The 23,028-nt window shown below is 36.2% G+C and carries 19 protein-coding genes; 8 read left to right on the forward strand and 11 right to left on the reverse strand.

All coding sequences use genetic code 11. The features are described 5' to 3' along the window. The first annotated feature begins 37 nt into the window (after positions 1–37). A complete protein-coding gene (locus tag D7004_RS17155; RefSeq protein WP_123207049.1) occupies positions 38–364 on the forward strand; it encodes a heavy metal-binding domain-containing protein in 327 nt (108 codons plus the stop codon). A 45-nt stretch (positions 365–409) separates the two neighbouring features. Here D7004_RS17155 and pfkA read toward each other — a convergent pair whose 3' ends face one another. The 4 genes from pfkA to D7004_RS17175 all read right to left on the reverse strand — a co-directional run bounded on the left by pfkA (position 410) and on the right by D7004_RS17175 (position 4,432). After that, complete coding sequence (gene pfkA / locus D7004_RS17160; protein WP_123207050.1) at positions 410–1,393, reverse strand: 6-phosphofructokinase; 984 nt, start codon at positions 1,391–1,393, stop codon at positions 410–412. Beyond that, complete coding sequence (locus tag D7004_RS17165) at positions 1,390–3,075, reverse strand: protein-disulfide reductase DsbD family protein (protein ID WP_123207051.1); 1,686 nt, start codon at positions 3,073–3,075, stop codon at positions 1,390–1,392. The genes pfkA and D7004_RS17165 overlap by 4 nt, the downstream gene beginning before the upstream one ends. A 123-nt stretch (positions 3,076–3,198) precedes the next feature. Beyond that, entirely contained in the window at positions 3,199–3,648 is a 450-nt protein-coding gene (locus tag D7004_RS17170) for a protein-disulfide reductase DsbD domain-containing protein (protein WP_123207052.1), read from the reverse strand. Positions 3,649–3,655: 7 nt separating this feature from the next. Further along, on the reverse strand, positions 3,656–4,432 hold the full coding sequence (locus D7004_RS17175) for a biotin--[acetyl-CoA-carboxylase] ligase (RefSeq protein ID WP_123207053.1): 777 nt from the start codon (positions 4,430–4,432) through the stop codon (positions 3,656–3,658). Between the two features lie 44 nt (positions 4,433–4,476). Here D7004_RS17175 and rsfS point away from each other — a divergent pair, with 44 nt between their 5' ends. From rsfS to D7004_RS17195, 4 genes are all read left to right on the forward strand, one after another. Beyond that, positions 4,477–4,851, forward strand: coding sequence for a ribosome silencing factor (gene rsfS, locus D7004_RS17180; protein ID WP_123207054.1), 375 nt, complete (start codon positions 4,477–4,479; stop codon positions 4,849–4,851). 26 nt (positions 4,852–4,877) lie between these two features. Then, positions 4,878–6,983, forward strand: a complete 2,106-nt coding sequence (gene ftsH, locus D7004_RS17185) for an ATP-dependent zinc metalloprotease FtsH (RefSeq protein WP_123207055.1) — start codon at positions 4,878–4,880, stop codon at positions 6,981–6,983. Positions 6,984–7,051: 68 nt separating this feature from the next. Continuing rightward, positions 7,052–7,696 (forward strand): LutC/YkgG family protein, encoded by a 645-nt coding sequence (locus tag D7004_RS17190; protein ID WP_123207056.1) that lies wholly within the window; start codon positions 7,052–7,054, stop codon positions 7,694–7,696. Between the two features lie 70 nt (positions 7,697–7,766). Further along, positions 7,767–8,843, forward strand: coding sequence for a 3-oxoacyl-ACP synthase III family protein (locus D7004_RS17195; RefSeq protein ID WP_123207057.1), 1,077 nt, complete (start codon positions 7,767–7,769; stop codon positions 8,841–8,843). Here the strand turns inward: D7004_RS17195 and D7004_RS17200 are convergent. The 5 genes from D7004_RS17200 to D7004_RS17220 all read right to left on the reverse strand — a co-directional run bounded on the left by D7004_RS17200 (position 8,840) and on the right by D7004_RS17220 (position 13,233). Next, positions 8,840–10,333 (reverse strand): tetratricopeptide repeat protein, encoded by a 1,494-nt coding sequence (locus D7004_RS17200; protein WP_123207058.1) that lies wholly within the window; start codon positions 10,331–10,333, stop codon positions 8,840–8,842. The two genes, D7004_RS17195 and D7004_RS17200, sit on opposite strands and share 4 nt — an antisense overlap. Positions 10,334–10,507: 174 nt before the next feature. Beyond that, a complete protein-coding gene (locus tag D7004_RS17205; protein WP_123207059.1) occupies positions 10,508–11,251 on the reverse strand; it encodes a zinc ribbon domain-containing protein in 744 nt (247 codons plus the stop codon). Then, positions 11,251–12,348 carry a Nif3-like dinuclear metal center hexameric protein gene (locus D7004_RS17210; protein WP_123207060.1) on the reverse strand — a complete coding sequence of 366 codons (1,098 nt, stop codon included), beginning with the start codon at positions 12,346–12,348 and terminating at the stop codon, positions 11,251–11,253. The genes D7004_RS17205 and D7004_RS17210 overlap by 1 nt, the downstream gene beginning before the upstream one ends. Positions 12,349–12,557: 209 nt before the next feature. Continuing rightward, positions 12,558–12,926 (reverse strand): TM2 domain-containing protein, encoded by a 369-nt coding sequence (locus D7004_RS17215; protein WP_123207061.1) that lies wholly within the window; start codon positions 12,924–12,926, stop codon positions 12,558–12,560. A gap of 4 nt (positions 12,927–12,930) precedes the next feature. Continuing rightward, positions 12,931–13,233 carry a DUF2752 domain-containing protein gene (locus D7004_RS17220; RefSeq protein WP_123207062.1) on the reverse strand — a complete coding sequence of 101 codons (303 nt, stop codon included), beginning with the start codon at positions 13,231–13,233 and terminating at the stop codon, positions 12,931–12,933. Positions 13,234–13,440: 207 nt separating this feature from the next. Here D7004_RS17220 and mfd point away from each other — a divergent pair, with 207 nt between their 5' ends. Both mfd and D7004_RS17230 read left to right on the forward strand, forming a co-directional pair. Further along, entirely contained in the window at positions 13,441–16,779 is a 3,339-nt protein-coding gene (gene mfd / locus D7004_RS17225; RefSeq protein ID WP_123207063.1) for a transcription-repair coupling factor, read from the forward strand. Then, positions 16,779–16,994, forward strand: a complete 216-nt coding sequence (locus D7004_RS17230; RefSeq protein ID WP_123207064.1) for a DUF3820 family protein — start codon at positions 16,779–16,781, stop codon at positions 16,992–16,994. The genes mfd and D7004_RS17230 overlap by 1 nt, the downstream gene beginning before the upstream one ends. Before the next feature lie 333 nt (positions 16,995–17,327). Here the strand turns inward: D7004_RS17230 and D7004_RS17235 are convergent, their stop codons facing one another. After that, positions 17,328–18,044 (reverse strand): DsbA family oxidoreductase, encoded by a 717-nt coding sequence (locus D7004_RS17235; protein WP_123207065.1) that lies wholly within the window; start codon positions 18,042–18,044, stop codon positions 17,328–17,330. A 211-nt stretch (positions 18,045–18,255) separates the two neighbouring features. On the opposite strand from D7004_RS17235, the gene D7004_RS17240 reads away from it, so the two are divergent. Continuing rightward, entirely contained in the window at positions 18,256–20,196 is a 1,941-nt protein-coding gene (locus D7004_RS17240) for an outer membrane protein assembly factor BamB family protein (protein ID WP_123207066.1), read from the forward strand. Positions 20,197–20,294: 98 nt separating this feature from the next. Here the strand turns inward: D7004_RS17240 and D7004_RS17245 are convergent, their stop codons facing one another. Further along, positions 20,295–23,000: a M14 family metallopeptidase gene (locus D7004_RS17245; protein ID WP_123207067.1), complete on the reverse strand. Its 2,706-nt coding sequence runs from the start codon at positions 22,998–23,000 to the stop codon at positions 20,295–20,297. Between the last annotated feature and the right edge of the window lie 28 nt (positions 23,001–23,028).

Consider the following 23,028-nt stretch of genomic DNA (forward strand, 5'->3'; position numbering starts at 1 on the left):
AACAAAAAATCCGTTCTAAATAAAAAAACTTATAGCTATGTTAGTTACTACAACACCTTCTGTTGAAGGTTCGAAAATTGTAAAATACATTGGTCTTGTTACCGGTGAAACGATTATTGGCGCAAATATTTTTAAGGATTTATTTGCCGGCATAAGGGATATTGTTGGTGGACGTTCGGGCGCTTACGAACAGGTTTTGAGAGAGGGTAAAAACACCGCCGTGAGTGAAATGCAACAGTATGCTGCAGCTCTTGGTGCAAATGCTATTGTTGGTGTAGATTTAGATTACGAAACCGTTGGTACTGGCGGCAGTATGCTTATGGTTACCGCAAGCGGAACAGCTGTAATTTTAGAAAAGTTATAATTTTTATCGGATGAATAAAGTGTTGCTTATTCATCCGATAGTATTTTAAAAGGAAAGGATATCGATAAGTTTTATCCAGGTAGTGCTTACTTTTTCTGCATCAATGTGTTTTATAGCATGATCGAATGGCGTAAAAATCATTTCTCTGTTCACCTGGCCTGCCATAACATTTTTTTCACCATTTATTAAGCCTTCTACAGCAGACACACCTAATCTACTGGCCAAAACTCTATCCATACAAGTTGGTTTGCCGCCACGTTGAATGTGCCCCAAAACAGAAACTTTAGTATCGTAATGTGGGTATTTTGATTGCAAAATTTCGCCAACTTTGAAAGCGCCACCTGCATCATCTCCCTCGGCCACGATGATAATTTTAGATGATTTATCTCTCCGGCTATGCTCTAGTTTGTGTAAAACATCTTCTACACCCATATTTGCTTCGGGGATAAGAATGGCTTCGGCACCAACACCAATTCCGCTTCTTAATGCGATTAAACCAGAATCGCGACCCATAACTTCTACAATAAAAAGCCTGTCGTGAGATTCTGCTGTATCTCTTATTTTATCTACCGCATCAATAACGGTATTAATTGCCGAATCGTAACCGATTGTGAAATCCGTTCCAGCCAAATCGTTATCAATGGTTCCGGGCATACCTACAATAGGGAAATCGTATTCCTGACCAAAAACATTTGCACCAGTAAAAGTTCCATCACCACCGATAACCACTAAAGCGTCGATGTTTCTGTTTATTAAATTGTTGTACGCTTTTTTTCTTCCTTCAACGGTTTTAAAAGCTTCGCTGCGGGCAGTTTTTAAAATTGTACCACCACGTTGGATAATGTTTGCTACCGATTTACGGTCCATTGGCAAACAATCATCATTAATTAAACCTTCGTATCCACGAAGAAAACCTGTTACCTCAATATCATAATATATTGAAGCCCTAACAACAGCTCTTATTGCGGCGTTCATGCCCGGAGAATCCCCTCCGGAGGTTAAAACGCCAATTTTCTTTATCTTATTCATTTGTTTGGTTTTTTAGCAAATGCCGAAAGTCCTTTATCCAGATATTGCAAATATTTATCTATGTTAAATTCTACTCCAATTGGAGGAGAAACCAATTCCTTTTCGTCAGTTCCCAAAAGTACGTAATACGGTTGCGATATGGTATTAAATCTTTCTGCTTGTAAATGCTTAAATTTTTTGCCTACGGTATTTACTCTTGTCTCTAAAATTTTTGAATCAAATTGCTCATTTTCTGGTAAGCTTGTTTTATCGTCAGTATAAAGTGATACCACGATGTAATCTTCCTTCAATTTCTTTAACACACGTGGATCAGACCAAACTTTTGCTTCCATTTCTCTGCAATTCACGCAACCATGTCCGGTAAAATCTAAGAAAAGCGGTTTTTTTACTTCTTTAGCATAAGCCAAAGCTTCCTCGTAATCAAAAAAGCCATCAATTTTTAGTGGGATTTCTAGAAAATCGGCATACTTTCTTTTAGGATGTTTTGGTTCGACTGTTGCTACAGTCCCTCCATTTTGGTTAAGTACAAAATCTTGAGTTGACAGTGGGGGAACCAAAGCGCTTACCGCCTTTAAAGGTGCTCCCCATAAACCTGGAATTAAATAGAATGCAAAAACAAATGCAACTCCGGCAAAAAATAACCTAGGGATAGATACATAAGGTAAATCACTATCATGAGAAAATTTTATTTTTCCTAAAAGATAAAATCCTAAAATGAAAGAAATAACGACCCAAATTGCGATGAAAACCTCTCTATCTAAGATTCCCCAATGGTAAGCCAAATCTGCAGTTGATAGAAATTTTAATGCAAGCGCAATTTCTATCAAACCCAAAACAACCTTAACAGAGTTTAACCATCCGCCTGATTTTGGCAGAGAAGTCATCCAGCTAGGGAATATTGCAAATACCACAAATATTAAAGCCAGGGCAAGTGAGAAACCAAACATGCCCATAATTGGTGCTAAGAAACCACCCGATTGACCAACAGTAACCAATAAAGTACCTATTAGTGGACCGGTACATGAAAATGATACTACAGCCAAAGTTGCTGCCATAAAAAAGATTCCAGTCAAACCCTTTGAATCAGACTTTGAATCCATTTTATTAACAAAAGAACTTGGCAAGGTAATTTCGAATGCGCCTAAAAAAGAAATACCAAATACAAGTAATATTAAAAAGATGAACACATTAAAAAAGCCATCTGTGGCTAGCTCATTTAAAGCACTGGCACCAAATATTAAAGTAATTAATAAGCCTAAAAACACATAAATTACAATAATTGAAACACCATATATTATTGCGCCTTGAATGCCTTTACCTTTAGTTTCGGCTCGTTTGGTAAAATAGCTTACCGTTAACGGCACCATTGGAAATATACAGGGAAGTAGAAATGCGATTAAACCAGCAATAAAGCCGGCTGCAAATATTGACAGTAATGTTTGCGATGAACCTTGTTCTGGTTTTGCGGTTTCTGCCTTCGCCAATGTTGTAGTCGAATCTTTTTTCGAAGAATCTTTAACAACACTATTTGCAGCACTATCCTGAGCAGAGCCTACCTCTGTAAATTGGATATCATCTGGTACCGCGGCTGTGGTATCCTGAATTGTATTGGCAAAGCTTACTGATGCCGGCATCGCAATAAATATTGCTGCTAGCATAAGCAAAAATAAAACCTTTTTCATGTGTGTGTAATTAAGCTGGCGAAATTACACAAAACGATTAATCTATATGCAAGCGCAATGCATATTTTACTTAAAACAGAAACAGTCCTGAATTCCAGGACTGTTTAATACATTTATTTGTAATTACTTAACTGGAATGCTGAACTCAACTTCCTCGGGTGGAAGACATTGCCTATCGTTACAAACCATAAACTCTACTTTCCCCTTAACGGCTGTTACACCCTTATTTAATTTAATTTTTTGTTGAAAAATTACTTGATCTTCAAAGTAACTCACGTTCATTTTAAAAGTATCTTCATACTTAACAATTGCTTTTGGCTCTGTGGTTTTACCAACAAGGGTAAAATCTTTTGATGGAGAAAATGTAAAAGTAGTTTTAACCGGTCCACCACTTTTTAAATTCTGAGAGTAGATATGCCATTTATTATCAATCGAAGCTTTTATGTACAATGTGGCTTCAGTTTTGCTGGTTTTTTTAGCTACGTAAGCCCAGGTTACGGGTTTTTCAATTTGAGCAAATGCGCCGTTTAGGGTAAACAATACCAGCGATAATACCAAGGTTATTTTTTTCATTATGTGTTTAATTTGTGTGTATGTATTCTATTTCTTTAAAGTTGAAATGCTTAATGTTTCCATCAACCTCCATAATTAAATGGCCGCTATCTTCAACTCCTTTTATCTTGCCTTCAAAAACCTGACCATTTTGTATAAAGCTACCTGCTATGTCAAAGTAAAGCAACCGCTTTAAGTAATCGTTGTGTAAAATAGCGTATCGCTCCGATTTCAAAATTAAATAGTATTTCTCCATATAAACGAAAATTTTTTCCATTACATGCTCTAAGTCCAATTCCTCATTTAAAACTAGAAACATTGAAGTTGCTTTTGTGCTTAAATCTTTGCCAAAAGCCTGCTGGTTTATGTTTAAACCTATACCAACAACTGATGATTTGATAATGGAACCTGTCAGTGCGTTCTCGATAAGTATGCCACCAAGTTTCTTTCTATTGTAATATATATCATTTGGCCACTTTACAACAACAGGCGAAGGAAGGAAAAATGACAGTGCATCAGCTACCGCTAAACTAACAGCCATATTGAGATAAAACTGCTTTGAAATAGGCAAAAACGAAGGTTTAAGATAAATGCTTGTACTTATATTTTTTCCTGGTTCCGTTTGCCAAACACTTTCTTGCTGCCCTCTACCCGCAAATTGGTTATCTGCCATAATTACAGTTCCCTCGGGTAATGGCTCGGAATTTGAAGCCAAATTCTTTAAATAGTTATTAGTAGAATCAACTTCTTTTAATTTGATTAAATTTTGACCAACAAATAGTGTCGAAAATGTGTTATTTTGCAAGTGTTGAATTTATATTATTGTAATTCCCAAATTAAAGCATTTTAATGGTAAAAAAGAAAATAGTAGCCCTTTCTACATACCTTTCTGAGTTGGCCGTACATGGCATACAAGAGAAAAAAGGAGAAGATATAGTGCGGTTGGATCTAAAAAACATTCACACATCAGTAGCGGATTATTTTATTATAGCTAGCGCTAATTCGGCAACGCAGGTAAAAGCCATAGCCGATAGTGTTGAAAAAGAAATATATAAAGCAACTCAAGCAGACCCAAGGCATAAAGAAGGTTTTGAATCTGCAGACTGGATTATTTTAGATTATTTCGACGTGGTTGTGCACATTTTTAAAACCGAGAAGCGCCACTTTTATGGCATTGAAGAATTATGGGGTGATGCTGAGAGCACAAATTATCAGAGCGCATAACCATACCACACCTTTTGAACAAGACAATGAACGATAATCAAAATACAAACGACAACAAGAAATTAGGGAAGAAATTACCGAATATTCCAAAAAAGCCACAAAAGGGTTCTAAGTTTAATATTTTTTGGGTTTACGCAGCTATTATAGTAGCCATTATTGCAGCTCAATTTTTATTTACTACTGATGGTGGCAAGGAAGTTTCGTACAGAACATTCGAAACGCAAATGCTCTTAAAAGGCGATGTAGAGAAAATCATTTCTTACAAAGCTGATGATATTGTTAAAGCAGAGGTTTTTATAAAAAAGGATAGTCTTAACAAACCTGAATACAAAGCGTATAAAAGTACAAGTAGTTTTAATACAGGTGCGGCAACTGGTCCAACTGTGTATTTTATAGCAGGTTCTCCAGATGCACTTGACAAATTGCTTGCAGATTCTCAGAAAGATATACCAAGTGAAAAAAGAATTTTAGCTCAACCAACAACTAAAAACAACCCTTTAGCAAGCTGGTTTTTAACCATCATTGTTCCGGTATTGCTTTTAATTGCATTTTGGGTATTCATGATGCGCAGAATGGGCGGTGGAGCTGGAGGTGGCGGACAAATTTTTAGTATTGGAAAATCAAAAGCTACTTTATTTGATAAAGAAAGCCAGGTTAACATTACTTTTAATGATGTTGCTGGTTTAGAAGAAGCTAAACAGGAGGTTATGGAAATTGTCGATTTCCTTAAAAACCCCAAAAAATATACCAACCTTGGTGGTAAAATACCTAAAGGCGCTTTGCTAGTGGGTTCTCCAGGTACTGGTAAAACTTTATTGGCTAAAGCTGTTGCCGGCGAAGCTCAGGTTCCATTTTTCTCTTTGTCAGGTTCTGATTTTGTAGAGATGTTTGTAGGCGTTGGTGCTTCACGTGTACGCGATTTGTTTAAACAAGCTAAAGATAAAGCACCATGTATCATCTTTATTGATGAGGTTGATGCAATCGGTCGTGCTCGTGGTAAAAACAGCGTAATGGGCGGTAACGATGAGCGTGAAAACACATTGAACCAATTGCTAGTTGAAATGGATGGTTTCGGAACAGATTCTGGTATTATCATTTTAGCGGCAACCAACCGTCCTGATGTTTTAGATTCGGCATTGCTTCGTCCGGGTCGTTTCGACAGACAGATTTCTATTGATAAACCCGATTTAGTTGGCCGTGAGCATATTTTTAACGTACACTTAAAACCGATTAAAACTTCTGCAGAGGTTGATGCTAAGAAATTATCGGCTCAAACACCTGGTTTTGCTGGTGCTGAAATTGCAAATGTTTGTAACGAAGCAGCACTTATAGCAGCTCGTAGAAATAAAGAATCGGTTGATATGCAGGATTTTCAAGATGCAATTGACCGTGTAATTGGTGGTTTAGAAAAGAAAAACAAAATTATATCACCAGAAGAAAAAAGAATCGTTGCTTACCATGAGGCTGGTCATGCAATCGCTGGCTGGTTTTTAGAGCATGCCGATCCATTGGTTAAAGTATCTATCGTTCCTCGTGGTGTTGCTGCGTTAGGTTATGCGCAATATTTACCTAAAGAGCAGTTTCTTTATACAACGGAGCAATTAACGGACGGTATGTGTATGACAATGGGTGGTCGTGTTGCAGAAGATATAACTTTTGGTCGCATATCTACTGGTGCACAAAACGATTTAGAGCGCATCACGAAACTGGCTTATGCAATGGTAAGTATTTATGGTATGAATGAAGCCGTTGGTAATGTTTCATTCCACGATCCTCAAAACGAATACAATTTTAACAAACCATATTCCGAAAAAACATCAGAACTAATTGATGTTGAGGTGCGTAAATTGATTGGTGATGTTTACATTAAAACAAAACAATTATTAATCGATAAACAAGAAGGTTTAGAAAAACTTGCTCAAAAATTATTAGAGAAAGAGATTTTATTCCAGGCCGATTTAGAGGAAATTTTAGGTAAACGCCCATTTGATACCCGTACCACTTATGATGAGTTTGTTAACGGTACAGGCGACCAAACTCCAGCAGCAGAAGGCTTAATTCACGATGGAGTAGGCAATACAGACGTTAATAAAGATGTTACTGGCATCGAGCCTGCATCAGAAAAAGAGTAAATATTAAATTGATATTAATATATTTGAAACCTCGGATGTAAAAAATTCGGGGTTTTATTTTTTATACCATGAGGGATAATACGACAGCAAAAGAACAAATGCTAAAGAAAATAAGGAAGGCGCTGTTAGAGAAGCGTGAAAATCCTTATCCAAATTTAGAAGAAAGCCCACTGTATAAAACTAATACTGATGAACTTGAAGTGCTTTTTGCGGAACAATTAACGGCAATATCTGGTAATTTTATATTTTGTGAGGATGGAATAGACTTCATTGAAAATATGCTTCAGCTTGCTGATAAATTTAAATGGCGTAAAATTTATTGCTGGGAACCAGAGTTGCAAGATTTCCTAGCGAAATATGAATTTCCATTTTATCAAACAGATAAAGATTTTGAGCAGGCCGAAGTTGGTATAACCCTTTGCGAAGCTTTGATTGCCAGAAATGGTAGCGTAATGGTTTCAAATGAAAGTGCTGCAGGAAGAAGATTAAGCATTTTCCCACACCATCATATCGTAATTGCCCGAACAAGTCAGCTGGTTTTAGATTTAAAAGATGGTTTCCAACTGCTTAAAAAGAAATATGGAAATCAAATTCCATCAATGATTAGTAACATTACAGGCCCAAGCAGAACAGCCGATATTGAAAAAACATTAGTACTTGGCGCACACGGACCAAAGGAGTTGTTTGTGTTTTTAATTGATGATTTTTCATAATAATTTCCGATTCTAATTTATTAGTGATATTTTTATACCACATACCGTTTTAGTATGCGGTATTATAATTATGAGCACAACTATACAAACTACAATTATCGGCACAGGAAGTTATATCCCTGAAAATGTTATTTCCGGTAATGAATTTTTAAATTCTACTTTTTTTGAGAATGGAAATATCTTAGAAAAAGACAATTCAGAAATCATTCATAAGTTTTCAGAGATAACTGAAATCGTTGAAAGAAGATATGCAAACTCCGATCAGTTAAGCAACCAAATAGGTGCTTTAGCCGCAAAAAAGGCAATTGAAAATGCAGGAATTGACAAGGAAACTTTAGATTATATCATCTTTTGCCACAACTTTGGCGATATTCCTTTAAATAGCAATCGTACAGATATTTTACCTTCATTGGCATCCAAAGTTAAAAAACTACTGGCAATAGAAAATCCGGATTGTGTTGCTTATGATGTTATTTTTGGCTGTCCGGGTTGGGTGCAAGGAACAATTCAGGCAGATTATTTTATTAGAAGTGGCGATGCAAAACGTGTATTAGTCATTGGAGCTGAGACATTATCCAGAATTATTGATCCGCATGATAGAGATAGCATGATTTTTTCTGATGGTGCTGGGGCTGTAATTTTTGAAGGTGTATCTTCTGAGGAGAAAATTGGTATTCTTGCACACAAAACAGAAACCCACTCGCTTAACCATGGCGGTTTACTAACCATGGGCAAAAGCTCCAATCCTAACGAAGCAAACGGAAATTCTTATCTTAAAATGAATGGCAGAAAGCTTTATGAATTTGCGGTAATTCAGGTTCCTCAAGTAATTAAAAAAGCAATTGATAAAGCCGGATTAAGTATTGAAGATGTAAACATCGTATTCGTTCATCAGGCCAATGGTAAAATGGATGCCGCTATCATGAAAAGATTATTCAAGCTTTATGGTTCAGATGTGGTTCCGGCAAACCTGGTTCCTATGACCATTAGTTGGTTAGGAAACAGTTCTGTTGCGACTATCCCAACCTTGTTAGATTTAGTGTTAAAAGAGCAGGTTAAAGGCTATAAAGTAAAGAAGGGTGATGTAGCTGTATTTGCATCAGTTGGCGCAGGAATGCACATAAATGCTTTTGTTTATCGCTTTTAAAAACCAATTCTTTTTAAACCCATTTTTGCCTGGCTTTCAATACTGTTTTCATATTCATGATTTTTCATAGATATGGCATTATTGAAAGCCTCTTTTGCTTTTAGCTTATTCCCATTCTTCTCATAAACTTTACCCATTTGCAAGGATGCATTTGCGGCAAAATAATATTTTAGTCCTTTGCCTTGAGTTATTGCTGCTTGATAATAATTTAAAGCTTGATTATCTTTCCCTAAATCATCAAAAATTCTTCCCAGGCGGTAATTAAATTCTGTTTTATCTTTATCAGAATTATAATCAGCTGTTTTTTTATCGTCCAACAATTGCAAAGCTTTCGATAAATATCCACCATCATATAATAATCTTGCTTTCAGTAAATCGACTGGTGGTGCCGGAGCTGAAGCCTCGTTTTGAGCTTGTTTATCTTTCTCATTGTATAAGTAACCTGCATTTACCGCCTTGGAAATAAAAGAAGAGTAGCCAGTTTTATCGCCTTTAATGAGCGCAATCCAACCGAGGTGAAGATTAGCATCTTTAATATAATTTACGCCCTTATTTGTTTGTAGGAACTTGTTAAAATATGAAGCTGCATTTAAATCTAATTTGTTTAAATGGGCTATGCCTTCCAAATAATCTAAGTAAGGAAATGGCTGATAAACACCTCCTTCAGGTTTGTTGGCTAAAATTTTTATAGCCTCATCGTTATGTGCTGTTTTAATACAAACATAACTCTGCAAGTATGATTTTAGTAAACTGGTATCTGCAATACGTTCTGTAAATTTTATGGTTTTGGCATATGCCGATGAGCTGTGCGCAACATCGGTTAGCACATAAGCATAATAAAAAACCACTTCTTCGTAAAATGGTTCGTATGTTGATTTTGGTAAGGTTTCAGCAAGTTTATCTAGCATTGATAAACCAATTTGTGTATTGCCTTTAATGCCAAGTGTTGATAATGCACTTTTCAAGGCACCATCGGGAAGGTTGCCTAAAACGGTGTTAATTAATCCTAAACCTTTATCATTTAGCAAAAAGTTGGGGTATTTTTTTTTGTTTTCCAGCAGTAAATTGTTCGCTTTTCTAATCTCCATTGCGGCGTTGAAAAACTCCCCAAACCGCCCACGGATTAAAGCCCATTGTAAATTTATTTCTGCCTGTGCATATAAATAGTAAGGAGAATTCTTATCATCATCACTTATTTTATCCAATCGTGAAGTTTTGTTTCCTTTTAACTTATCGAAATCTGTTTTACTACCCGATGTTATCAAGGTGAAATAATCTACATAGTTCTCGAGCAAAGGTATAATTGAGTTATTTGGATGCTGCTTTTTTTCTGTTGAAATGTAGGCTTTTGCATTTCCCAACTTAAGTTCGAAAATACTTTTATAAGCATTTAGGCAATTGTTATTAAAATCGAAATTGGCAAATGTATTTTTGGGGAAAAGGAGGGTGATTATAAAAGAAATAGCAACAAATTTTAAGCCTTTAATCATTGTAGTATTTAATGCAATTTGTGTTTGATTCTGAAAAGGTGTACAAATATTGTACCTTAATTTGAGGGCAATAAATAGTTGAACTTACTCCGCTATAGCAAACTAATTTGGCTTTATTAAACAAAAAAAAGTCCTGATTTGCATCAAGACTTTTTAAATAATATTTGCTTTTAGTTAAGCTTCTGCTACTTCATGCGTTAACGCTTCATCAACTAAAATTCGTCCGCAATGTTCGCAAACTATAATTTTTTTACGTTGACGAATGTCTAACTGGCGTTGAGGTGGAATTTGATTAAAACAACCTGAGCAGGAATCGCGATCAATAGTTACAACTGCTAAACCATTAACTGCATTTTTGCGCAAACGTTTGTAAGCAACTAGTAAACGGTCGTCAATTGTAGGTTCAGCTTTATCTGCTTTCTTTTGTAAATCCTGCTCTTCTTTTTCAGTTTCTGCAGTAATTACATCTAGCTCGCTTTTTTTAACCTCTAAGTCTTTTTTTCTGCCTTCTAATTCTGCTTTCGCAGCTTCGAAAATTTCAGTTTTTGAAGTAATTTCGAAACCGTGTTCCTTAATCTTCTTTTCAGAAACCTGAATATCTAAACCTTGAATTTCAATTTCTTTAGTTAAAGCATCGTATTCGCGATTGTTTTTAACTTCTTTTAATTGAGAATCGTATCTTTTTATGCCTGCTTGAGCATCTTTAATCGTGTTTTTACGCGTTACGATAGAATCTTCAAGGTCATCAAGTTCTGCCTTAATTTTTTGGATTCTGGTTTCTAATCCTAACACATCATCTTCAAGGTCAGCAACTTCCATTGGTAACTCACCTCTAACCTGGCGAATTTTATCAATTTTTGTGTGGATATTTTGTAATTCGTATAAAGCTTTTAGCTTTTGTTCTACGGTTTGTTCCATTAAAACAAGTAATTTATGGGGTTTGTATTTTGCTCCGTTAAACGGATTGCAAAGTTAGTAAATTTTTTCTGAATAATTTCAACCAATAAATTAGAGGTAAATTGTTCAGTTTCAAAGTGTCCGATGTCGGCAATGATTAATTTTTCCTCTGCATCAAAAAACTCGTGGTATTTAAAATCTGCAGTTATAAAAGCATCTGCCCCAGCAGCAATCGCTTCTTTTAAAAGGAAGCTTCCAGAGCCACCGCAAACGGCTACCTTCTTTATCCTTTTTGGGAGAACCGAAGTGTATCGAACAACTTTTGCCTGCATTTTATCTTTAACCATGTGTAAAAAATCGTAAGCATCCATATCATACTCTAACCAACCAACCATTCCTGAGCCAACTTGCTGGTGCTTATTCTCCAAATTGAATAAATCATAAGCAACCTCTTCGTAAGGATGATTTTCGAACAATGCCAGCAAAATTTTACGTTCTGTCTGAATAGGATAAATTACCTCGATTCTTATTTCTGGTTCATGATGGCGCATTCCTTTTTCGCCAACAAACGGCGCCGCATTTTCATTGGCCTTAAAAGTGCCAAAGCCATCACCATTAAAACTTACTTCGCTATAGTTGCCAATATTACCGGCGCCGGCGTAAAAAAGTGCCGAGCGTAATTGTTCGGCCTGTGCTTGCGGACAAAATGTAACTAATTTTTTTAATAGGCCAGATTTTGGTGAAAGGACTTTAATGCCACTTAAACCTAATTTATCGCAAATTTTTGAGTTAACTCCTGTATGAACAGCATCTAAATTGGTATGAATGGCATAAAGAGCAATGTTATTTTTTATCGCTTTAAGTATTACCCGCTCAACGTAGTTTTTGCCGTTTAACTTTTTTAAGCCTTTAAAAACAATGGGGTGATGGGTAATTATCAAATTACAGCCTTTAGATATTGCTTCATCAACTATTTTCTCTACGCAATCCAAAGCAACCAAAGCCGCTGTGATATCCATATTTGGGTCGCCAACTATTAAGCCCGAGTTATCGTAATCTTCTTGATAATTTAAAGGTGCAATGCTTTCCAGGTAATTGGTTATTTCTGATAATCTCATGCTATAAAGATAAAAATTTGGGCAAACTTATAAAGTTTAAAAGGCAAGGTGGGTAAAAAATTTAGTGAGTTTTGGAGAACCAAAATAAAATAAACCCGACAGAAACGAAAAGCCCGCAAACCCGATTTTTCATCGGGTGCGGACTTGTAGTGTATGGCGGGACTAACGTTAAAAATTGCGCTGTCTTTGCTTTTCTAAAAATTGGGCAATTATTGAAAGCCACCCATTCTAACCATTTGCAAACTTTCGAAAACCATCTTCTGGTTGTGTTCAAAAGAAAGGGTTTTGTGATTTATAATATCTACAATTGAGCCGATTAAACATAAACCCCAGGTTAAAAGGAACAAAATTCCCATTCCTATCTGCCCGATGATAAACCTTTGCAGACCAGGAACAATAAGTAAACCTATTAAGCAGAATATAAGCATGTCTGACGGATTCTTTCTTTTGCTGCTATAAACCATTAAAAAGTTACGTAGCTGTTGTTCTGTTAAGCCTGTTGTTGCTTGTTGTAAGTATGAGTATTCCTCTGGTGTTATACCTGGTAACGACATTAGAGGTGATTGAAATATATCCATGATTTTATGTGTTTATTGTTATGTATTTTTTGTTTCTTTTGTATTGTATCAATGTTACTATTCTATAAACTATAATTATTAAAGCCGGCAAACCGAACCAATGTTCTTTAAAACTTTCGGCAAACTCACCATGTAAAATATGGCTTATTGCTCTTCCTAAGCCGCATCCGGGGCACCAATCTGCAAAGCCTAAATTTGCTAGCGGACAAATTGTAAAGTGATGCTCCTGAGCATTTGCATTTGCCAATAAAACTAAAGCTACTACCCAGAAAACAAGTTCAATTGGAAAGCTTTTTAAATGTTTCATGTTTTGCTTTTTATATGAATTAGAAGTAAAGGAAAAAGTTTTGTTACAGAAAGAAGCATTAATTCGACCAACCCTAAAATATAAACGACAAAGTGCTTTATTGCTTCGAAGAAATTTTTCTGTTTTAATAACTAATTAGCTGTAAACTTAAAAAAACCTTTACACAAGTTTGCGGTTAAATATAAAAGATAAGCTTATTTTTGTGCCTTGAATATTCGCGATTTAATAAACAGATACAGAACCGACGATAGGGTAACGCAATTTACCAAAGCGTTGAACACTTCTAAGAACCCGAAAATACAATTGAAAGGATTGGTAGGTTCTGCCGATGCCTTGGTTGCACTTTCATCGTATTTCTTATTACATAAACCATTATTTTTTGTGTTGCCTGATAGGGAAGAAGCGGCTTATTTTCTTTCTGATTTGGAAAGTGTTTTAGATAAACAAGTTTTGCTTTTCCCTTCTTCTTACCGTAAATCGTTTGATTTTACACAGGTAGATACCGCAAATGTATTGGCCCGTGCCGAGGTTTTGAATGAACTTAATCACGATTCGGAGTACGGAAAAATTGTAGTTTCTTACCCAGAAGCCATTGCCGAGAAGGTTATCGACCGCTCTGCTTTAGAAAAAAATACGCTCGAAATTAGTCTGGGCGCCAAGCTAGGCATCGATTTTATAAACGAGTTTTTGATTGATTACGATTTCGACAGAAGGGATTTTGTTTATGAACCCGGACAGTTTTCTATTCGTGGCGGTATTGTAGATATTTTTTCGTTCTCATCAGATTTGCCATACCGCATTGAGTTTTTTGGTGATGAAGTAGAGAGCATCAGAAGCTTTGAAATAGAAAGTCAACTTTCGGTGGCCGATGTAAAATCGCTGACTATTGTACCAAATGTACAGGCAAAATTTTTAACAGAAAGCAACATCAGCATACTGGATTATATTGATAAAGATACCCAACTCTGGTTTAAAGATGTCGAATTTACCCTAGATATTGTTAAGGCAGGTTATAAAAAAGCCGTTGAACTTTGGAAAGCTTTATCACTAGCAGAGAAAACTCAAAACCCCGATTGGATTGACCCGAAATTTGCATTTACCGATGAGAAATTGCTTGGCGATCACCTTCAAGATTTCCCGATTATAGAGTTTGGTAAACAATTTTTTTATCAAACAGAAAATCGTTTTGAATTTGAAACCCGACCACAGCCTTCGTTTAATAAAGATTTCAACCTACTGATTCATAATCTGAAAGAGAATGAAAAGGCTGGTATCGTAAACTTTATTTTTACCGATTCGCCTAAGCAAATTGAGCGCTTGTATGCCATTTTAGAAGACATTGATAAAACTGCGAAGTTTACACCGATTAATAGTATGCTGCGTGAAGGTTTTGTTGATGCGCAAATACAAACTGCATTTTACACCGACCACCAGATTTTTGACCGTTACTACAAATACAAATTAAAAAAAGGCTATCAAAAAAGCCAGGCGATAACACTAAAAGATCTTCGGGAATTAAAATCTGGTGATTACGTAACTCATATCGACCATGGTATTGGTAAATATGCAGGATTAGAAAAGGTTGAGGTGAATGGCAAAACACAGGAAATGATTCGCCTTATTTACGCAGATAATGATTTGCTTTACGTAAACATTAACTCCTTAAATCGCATTGCGAAATACAGCGGTAAAGATAGTGGCGTACCTAAAATGAATAAACTAGGTACAGATGCCTGGGATAAGCTGAAAAAAACCACAAAAAAAAAAGTTAAAGACATTGCCCGCGATTTAATAAAACTTTATGCCTTACGGAAAACGCAGGCCGGAACTGCATTTTCTCCAGACGGTTATTTACAAACAGAACTCGAAGCATCTTTTATTTATGAGGATACGCCCGACCAGCTAAAAGCTACTCAGGATGTTAAAAGGGATATGGAATCTCCACACCCGATGGATAGGCTGGTTTGTGGTGATGTAGGTTTTGGCAAAACAGAAATTGCGGTTCGTGCTGCTTTTAAAGCTGTGGCAGAAGGCAAACAAGCTGCAATCTTGGTACCTACAACCATTTTGGCACTTCAGCACTTTAAAACCTTCTCTTCGCGATTAAAAGATTTTCCGGTTACGGTTGATTACATCAATCGTTTTAAAACCAGCAAACAAATTAAGGATACATTAGCAGAAGCCGCAGCCGGAAAAGTTGATATTTTAATTGGTACACACCGCTTGCTTAGTAAAGACGTGAAGTTTAAAGACCTCGGCATCATGATTATTGATGAAGAGCAGAAATTTGGCGTTACGGCGAAAGAACGATTAAAAGCTGTGCGTGTAAATGTAGATACTTTAACCCTTACAGCTACCCCGATACCACGAACACTACATTTCTCGTTAATGGGTGCGAGAGATTTATCAATTATAAGCACACCGCCGCCAAACCGCCAACCGGTTAGTACCGAATTGCATGTTTTTAATGATAAATTAATTCAGGAAGCAATTCAATTTGAGTTGGATAGAGGCGGACAAGCATTTTTTATTCATAATCGGGTGAATGATTTGATGCAATTAGGAGGTTTAATTCAGAAATTGGTTCCGAAAGCAAGAATTGGTATTGCTCATGGTCAGTTAGATGGCGATGCTTTGGAAGATGTAATGCTTGATTTTATTAATGGGGAAAAAGATGTTCTGGTTGCGACCACAATTATTGAGGCCGGCTTAGACATTCCAAACGCCAACACCATTATTATTAACCACGCCCACATGTTTGGCTTAAGCGATTTGCATCAAATGCGTGGTCGCGTTGGGCGAAGCAATAAAAAAGCATTTTGCTACTTATTGTCGCCACCGCTTTCAACTTTAACATCTGAAGCCAGAAAACGATTAAGTGCTATTGAAGAATTCTCTGATTTAGGTAGTGGTTTTAATGTAGCCATGCGAGATTTGGATATTCGCGGAAGTGGAAATTTGTTAGGTGCAGAACAAAGTGGTTTCATTGCCGAAATTGGTTTCGAGATGTATCATAAAATATTAGATGAAGCCATTCAGGAATTGAAAGAAGCCGAATTTAAAGGCTTATTTGAGCATGAACCCAATCGCCCATTTGTAGGTTTTACGCAGGTTGATACCGATTTGGAACTGTATATTCCAGACGCATATATTACCAATATTACGGAAAGATATAACTTATACACCGAGCTATCTAAACTTGGCAATGAAACAGAATTAGCCGTTTTTGAAAAGCATTTAGCTGATAGATTTGGTCCGGTACCTCCGCAGGTTAAAACAATGTTGAGTGTAGTTAGGCTGCAGTGGTTGGGCAAGAAATTAGGTTTCGAAAAAATCAGTTTTAAAAAGAATAGTTTACGCGGATATTTTCTTAGTGATAAACAATCGAGGTATTTTGATTCAGAGACTTTTACTAAAATTTTAACTTTCGCACAAAATCACCCGCGAATGTGTAATTTGAAAGAGGTAAAAAATACTTTAAGAATCGCTTTTGATAATGTTGTAACTGTTGAAGAAGCCATTCAAACCCTAGAGTTGATAGATTAATGTTAGACCCAACGTTATTACTCGATTTAGTTAAAATGCAAATGCCTTACGGTAAATATAAAGGCTATTTAATTTGCAACATACCCGAAAGTTATTTGCTTTGGTATAAAGATAAAGGTTTCCCAAAAGGAAAATTAGGTGATTTAATGGCAACCATGTTCGAAATTAGGGTTAATGGCTTAGAATATTTGTTAACGCCGCTAAAGGGAAGATAATTTTATTTTGATGCATCTAGACCAAAATGATTTTTTTTGCCACAGAAACTCAGAAGGCTCAGAATTATTGAAATACTTTTTCATGTGATGGTGATTTCCCAACACGAAAAATCTACGTAATTAGCATAATCTGCAGGAAGTAGATTTTCATGCTAGATGCCTGCAAAGCATCCTAGATATTCTGTCTGTGAAGGCACCGACCGATACACCTCTAGACCCAAAAATTATGTATTTGCCCCAGAAGCTCAGAATTATTGAATACTTTTTCATCTGATGGTGATTTCTGAACTCGAAAAATCTGCGTACTTAGCTTAATCTGCGGGAAACAATAATCTAAATCTCACAACCATTTTCATCACAAATTGCATCATCATTTTTATTCAACGAGGTTAGGTTTGTTTTTGGTTGAGATGATTTCCACTCTGTAAAACTTTGCGTTAAAGCATCTGTGAAAGCCTGTACAGGTTGCGCTCCTGAAACAGCATACTTTCTATCCATTACAAAATACGGCACACCACGAATACCTAAATTCTGGCTTTCGTATATATCATAACGTACCTCTTCTGCAAATTTATTGCTTTGTAAAACCTCTTTGGCTTCAGTTTTATCCAAACCTATCTCTTCTGCCAGTTGCAATAAAACAGCATCTTCCCCAATATTTAAGCTGCGTACAAAATGGGCTTCGAAAAGTTTTTCCTCTGCTAAATCCTGGAGATTATGTTTAGCAGCTAAATGAATTAAACGATGGGCATTGAAAGTATTTGCAGGAATATTTTTATCAAAATCAATTGTTAAACCCGTATCAGCAGCCATCTCCACAACCTGCTTAGTCATTTGTTTGGCTTGTTCAATTGGCATACCTTTGCTTCTCGACAAATAATCATAAACATTTTCATTGTTTGTATTATGGTATTCAGGATTTAGCTGATAGCTTTTCCACTCAACTTCAATCTCATTTTTAAAGGGTAAAGCTTCTATAGCTTTTTCAAAATGGCGTTTCCCAATATAGCAAAACGGACACATTACATCCGACCAGATTTCTACTTTCATAAATCAAAAATACCGGATTAAGAAAGAATCAGCGTAAGCGGAAAGTAAAATACCTACCCGCATAGTTACTCAAGTTGTGTAAATATTTGCCCATTAAGGGAAATTACTGCCCTTTTAAAAATAATTAAAAACTGATAAACTACTGAATTACATTAGCTTAAGAAAATGGCACAATTTTCTTAACTAACCTATATAAAATTTATAATTAGGCATGAAAAAAACGTTCTTTACAATTTTAACCTCCACAGTCATCTCTCTTAGTGCAACCGCCCAGCGGCAAGCAGATTATGTGTCAAAATTTGACACCAAAATTGAAACCATTCTTTTAAATAATTTAACAGGAAACATTATTGTAAAGGAATCAGGTAAAGTTTCATCTTTTAATCCACAATCTAATTCAATTGATTGGGTGATAACTGACGAGCAAATAGGAAAAATGAGCGGTGCTCGAACTTTAAATAAAGCTGCTGACTTTGCTAATGATTTAGACATTTCTAAGCTACTTCAATCAACTGATAAATTGAACTTTTTAGATAATACACCATTTATACAAGCTAATATAAATGGAAAAGATGTAATACTAAATGCTTTAGATGGAAAGATAATATTCAATTCAGCAACAAAACCCTATAGAATTGTGCTTAGCCAATACATCCAGGGAGAAGATAAATTTTTGTTTTTAACTACGGAGGGAAAAGAATTTAAATGTGTTTTGTATGATTTGAAAACAGGCGAAGACAAATGGGCAACTATTGTTGGCACAAAAGAAAGTATGCTTAAAAGTTTTAGCATTAATATAGCAAACAAATTAGCCACCAAAGATGAATTGATTGCCACAGATGATGCCATTTACACAACAATAAATAATAAGTTATTCAAATTAGATAAGCAAACAGGCAAAATAAACTGGACCGCTCCAGAAAACGTAAATCGATTCTATCTTTCAAATGATGCTAAGCACGTAATAACCATGCGAAACGCTGGCAGTATCCTTTCTTCAAAAAGAGCTTTAAATGTTATTAATTCTGATAATGGCAGTCAACTTTTTAAAGAAGATATCGTAACTAAATACATCTCGTACATAGAAGATTGGGGCAACAAATTTCTTATTGCTCATTCCACCGGATTTAATTTTTTCGATTATTCAACAGGTAAAAAGATATGGAAAAAAGATGCCAAAGGTGATGACATTAAACGTGTTATACCAATTGATAATGATTATTTGTACATAGCTGATAACGAGATGAGCTTGATTGATAATGATGGCAAACAAAAATGGAAAAACTTTATAGAAATTAGTGATGATAAAACTGATGCTGTTTACTTTTTAAATAGAATTGATAACAACAAAGTTTTTTATTTAACCGGAACCTATGGCAACATGGTTGATTATACTTCAGGTAAGAAAATATGGAAAGGAAATATAAAGTTCGACCCTAAATTACCTCTGTTATATGCTTATGATGAATCGACAAAATCCTTTCTAGTTTTCAATGATGAAAAACTATATAAGTTTGATCCATCGGCACAAGAGAAACCTGAAGCGTTTGCGAAAGTAAAAGTTAAAGATGATAAAACACTTTCTACAATTGGCCTATTTGATTGGGGTGTATCGTTAACAGGCGAATATGAAGTAATTGGTGTAAATAAAGATGGAACCACTAAGTTTCAAAAAACATACAAAGAACCAGGTGAAGGAGCTAGAAGATTATTGAAAATTGGCGGCATGGTTGGTAGTTCATATTTTGGGCTGAAGTCAAGCCTACAACAAGGTTTATCTGAAGCTACCTATGTTTCTAGAGATGCTAATGGTAAAATAAAAGAGGGTTATTTATTAAGTGATAGCGATAGGCAGAAATTAGCCAATAAAGCTTCAACTAATAATTTTATTTCTGGTGCCATAACAACAAATATTACCAGTAAAATGAATTCGCGTTTTAAGGCTTTAAAACAAAACAATGATTTTGCTTTCATCTTTGCAAGAGGCGAGTCAGACCAATCAAATTATCTAGTAAAAGTTAGAAAGTCTGATGGCGTGGAAGTAGATAAAATAATCATCGACATGGCTAAACCGGTTTATGAGATAGATAACGTAACAGACAATTTATATTATGTGTATCAGAACGAATTAAGAGTTTTTTCTAAAAAGTAGTATCTACTTTTTAGATTTTAAAATATAATAAACAAAGGCAATCTTCAATAAGAAAATTGCCTTTGTTTATTATGTGAAAGCTTGTAGGAAGTTGATTTTTACTTATACAATTGATTAAATATCAGTTTAAATGTTCCATGTGTTTGAGCTCTGAAAGCAATCTCTGGTCCGAAAGCATAAAGTTTTCCTTTACCAATATTGGCTTCGAAAGCGGTCACGCCGTCTTGCAAATACGCTTGCCCCCAAGCCCAACCGCTACGCAGTGGCGTTGCAGAATTAAACCACATTAAAGGTTTTATCTTTCCTGAAGCAATGGCATCACCGGTTAATTTGAAAACAGGGCTGTTATCAAAATAAACATCAGCTTCCTTTTCCATGCCCCAATTGGCTGCCTGCTTGTTATCAACTTCTACATTCAGCACGCTGCCCGGGACATAAAACTTTTCATCGGGCAATCTTTTTTCCGTTCCATTAACAATTTCTACCATCGCATTGCGAACGGGTAATTGTAAGTGGTAAGCGAGGCTTGTGCTTGAACCGATGGTTACAACTTTGCCACCATCTTCCATAAATTTTTTAATTTGTGGAATAGATTTATCAGCAGTAATTCTACCAGTTTGTTTTTTGTATTCATCTGGTACATTTTGAGGCATTGGAGCACCCAGACCGCCGCCGCCTCTGCCAGTGGAGCCGGCCGTTGGCAATGCTGGTATTGCTCCACCAACAAATACAATCACATCATATTTCGTTTTTAAATCACCAGCGTCAATATCCTGCGGATAGATAACCGTAGCGTTGTAATGATATTGTTCCATCAACCAACGCACCCAACCCGAAGCCATCGAGCCACCATAAGTATCCCAAAGCGCAATTCTACCAGCTTCGATTTTAGTTTTACTTTTTGGAGCAGAGGCTGATTTTAATTTCACATTCGCTTTCTGTAAAATGCTCTTTGCATTTGCAGAAGCCGATACATAAAAATCGCCGTTTTCTGAAGAACGAAACACATCAACTTTACTTTTTAGTAAATCGTTAACTGCCGTGTAAGAATCATTCTGGGCTGAAGCCAACACATAACTCGAACCCGATGGCAGTTTATTTTCTGGCTTTAACAACTGACCGAACGGAACCCGCTCAAAAGGACCTGAAAAATCGTCAAGTAATCTATCAAACTTTACGTCCATCATGTAAGCCAGTGTCCATCCTGCTGCATCATATGGCGGAATTGGTGCACTCCCTTCATATTTAAAGTCATTCGGATGGTCTTGTGGCTCAAACATATCCAAAACATGCGGCCTAAAAGCTTGGTCCGTTTTTACAACATAGCTTCCTGTCGGATAACTTTTACCAGCAACTGTAAACGGAGCAGTTGCTTTTTGAACTAAGATTCCTGTTCTGATTAAAGCATTTAAAAACTTTATGGCTGAATTAAAATCTGGCTGATCAGCAGATAAAATATATCCTCGTGCATCACGATTTAGCGGCGCATTCATCACCGTATCAAATGCTTTAATGCTCATTCCTCTTCCTCTGCCAAATTCTCCTGGCGCAGTTGCTGATGCCGATGTTTTGCCCGCAGCGTTTATCGCATCTATCTTTTTAGGTGAGAAAGACCAATTATCTTTTTTACCTCTATCAATAGAGTTTTTTCCCATTTGATAAATGTTGTACAGCAATTCATCGTGATAACGTTGTGCATAACCTAAAACAGCGTAGTTTAAAGAAACTGAATAATCTATGGAGTTTTTGAAATACCATTTTCTAGGTGTAATTGGGTTTGGCGAATCGCCATTTGGTAACAACCTCGCCGGAACCAAAGGAATTTCTGAAGGAGTTGGGCTGCCAATAATTTCAGTCAACAAGCCAATCATATTATGAAAATATGTTGTCGTTCTTAAGCCGCCATTGTACCAGGTAGAATAAACTGAACCACCTCTTTGCGTGTAACCTGGCTTATTTTCTACGTTCATTCTGTTGTGCATCGCAGCTCCAACAGCATCCAAACTGGTTAAAACAGTTGGATCGAAAACATAATTGAATGGATCGCGATAAGGCGGGCCTGCAACAACTGTTCCGGCCGGACCAGCCTGATGATGATTGTACATAATCTGAGGCAACCATTCTACAAAAAGCTGGCGACCCATATTTTGCGTTTCTTTTAAATTGAGCATAAAAAAATCTCTGTTATTATCATGCCCGGCATATTTTTCATACAATCTTGGCAAGCCAGATACCGTTCTTTTCTTCTGATCTTTTTCCTTCATATACCAGTTACTTACCAGCTCTTGTCCATCAGGATTAGCATGAGTGAAAAGGATGATAACATTATCTAGTATTTTCAGCGTTTCTGGATCTGTTTTCGATGCAAATTCATAAGCTGTTTGAATAAGTTGATGAGCACCAACAACTTCGTTAGCATGCAAACCTCCGTCAATCCAAACCACAGCTTTACCTTCTTGAGCTAAGGCTTTAGCTTGTTCGGGTGTTATTTCTGCATGAGCCAGCTGCTGCGAAATTTCTTTGTATCGATCTAATTTTTTTAAATTTTCGGGCGAGGTTACAATTAACATATATTGCGATCTGCCTTCTTCGGTTTTACCAATATCTACAAGCTTAACACGCTTTGATGTTTCTGCAAGTTTTTTAAAGTAAGCTTCTGTTTGTGTATAGTTAGCGAGTTGGTAATCATCGCCAATATCAAATCCAAAATGTGCTTTTGGTGTTGGTACATCTTGTGCAAAAACAGTTGCACAACTCAACACCAAAAAGGCAATACAGAACCTTTTGAAGTAGTTTTCTATCATAGTCGGGAAAGTTTGGTTGGTTAATACC

The sequence above is a fragment of the Pedobacter jejuensis genome, from assembly GCF_003725795.1.
Lineage (GTDB): Bacteria > Bacteroidota > Bacteroidia > Sphingobacteriales > Sphingobacteriaceae > Pedobacter > Pedobacter jejuensis.

Bases quoted from the DNA above. Each gene is read 5' to 3' on its own strand.
- D7004_RS17155 (WP_123207049.1), top strand. From the start codon at position 38: ATGTTAGTTACTACAACACCTTCTGTTGAAGGTTCGAAAATTGTAAAA.
- pfkA (WP_123207050.1), bottom strand. From the start codon at position 1,393: ATGAATAAGATAAAGAAAATTGGCGTTTTAACCTCCGGAGGGGATTCT.
- D7004_RS17165 (WP_123207051.1), bottom strand. From the start codon at position 3,075: ATGAAAAAGGTTTTATTTTTGCTTATGCTAGCAGCAATATTTATTGCG.
- D7004_RS17170 (WP_123207052.1), bottom strand. From the start codon at position 3,648: ATGAAAAAAATAACCTTGGTATTATCGCTGGTATTGTTTACCCTAAAC.
- rsfS (WP_123207054.1), top strand. From the start codon at position 4,477: ATGGTAAAAAAGAAAATAGTAGCCCTTTCTACATACCTTTCTGAGTTG.
- ftsH (WP_123207055.1), top strand. From the start codon at position 4,878: ATGAACGATAATCAAAATACAAACGACAACAAGAAATTAGGGAAGAAA.
- D7004_RS17190 (WP_123207056.1), top strand. From the start codon at position 7,052: ATGAGGGATAATACGACAGCAAAAGAACAAATGCTAAAGAAAATAAGG.
- D7004_RS17195 (WP_123207057.1), top strand. From the start codon at position 7,767: ATGAGCACAACTATACAAACTACAATTATCGGCACAGGAAGTTATATC.
- D7004_RS17200 (WP_123207058.1), bottom strand. From the start codon at position 10,333: ATGATTAAAGGCTTAAAATTTGTTGCTATTTCTTTTATAATCACCCTC.
- D7004_RS17205 (WP_123207059.1), bottom strand. From the start codon at position 11,251: ATGGAACAAACCGTAGAACAAAAGCTAAAAGCTTTATACGAATTACAA.
- D7004_RS17210 (WP_123207060.1), bottom strand. From the start codon at position 12,348: ATGAGATTATCAGAAATAACCAATTACCTGGAAAGCATTGCACCTTTA.
- D7004_RS17215 (WP_123207061.1), bottom strand. From the start codon at position 12,926: ATGGATATATTTCAATCACCTCTAATGTCGTTACCAGGTATAACACCA.
- D7004_RS17220 (WP_123207062.1), bottom strand. From the start codon at position 13,233: ATGAAACATTTAAAAAGCTTTCCAATTGAACTTGTTTTCTGGGTAGTA.
- D7004_RS17230 (WP_123207064.1), top strand. From the start codon at position 16,779: ATGTTAGACCCAACGTTATTACTCGATTTAGTTAAAATGCAAATGCCT.
- D7004_RS17235 (WP_123207065.1), bottom strand. From the start codon at position 18,044: ATGAAAGTAGAAATCTGGTCGGATGTAATGTGTCCGTTTTGCTATATT.
- D7004_RS17240 (WP_123207066.1), top strand. From the start codon at position 18,256: ATGAAAAAAACGTTCTTTACAATTTTAACCTCCACAGTCATCTCTCTT.
- D7004_RS17245 (WP_123207067.1), bottom strand. From the start codon at position 23,000: ATGATAGAAAACTACTTCAAAAGGTTCTGTATTGCCTTTTTGGTGTTG.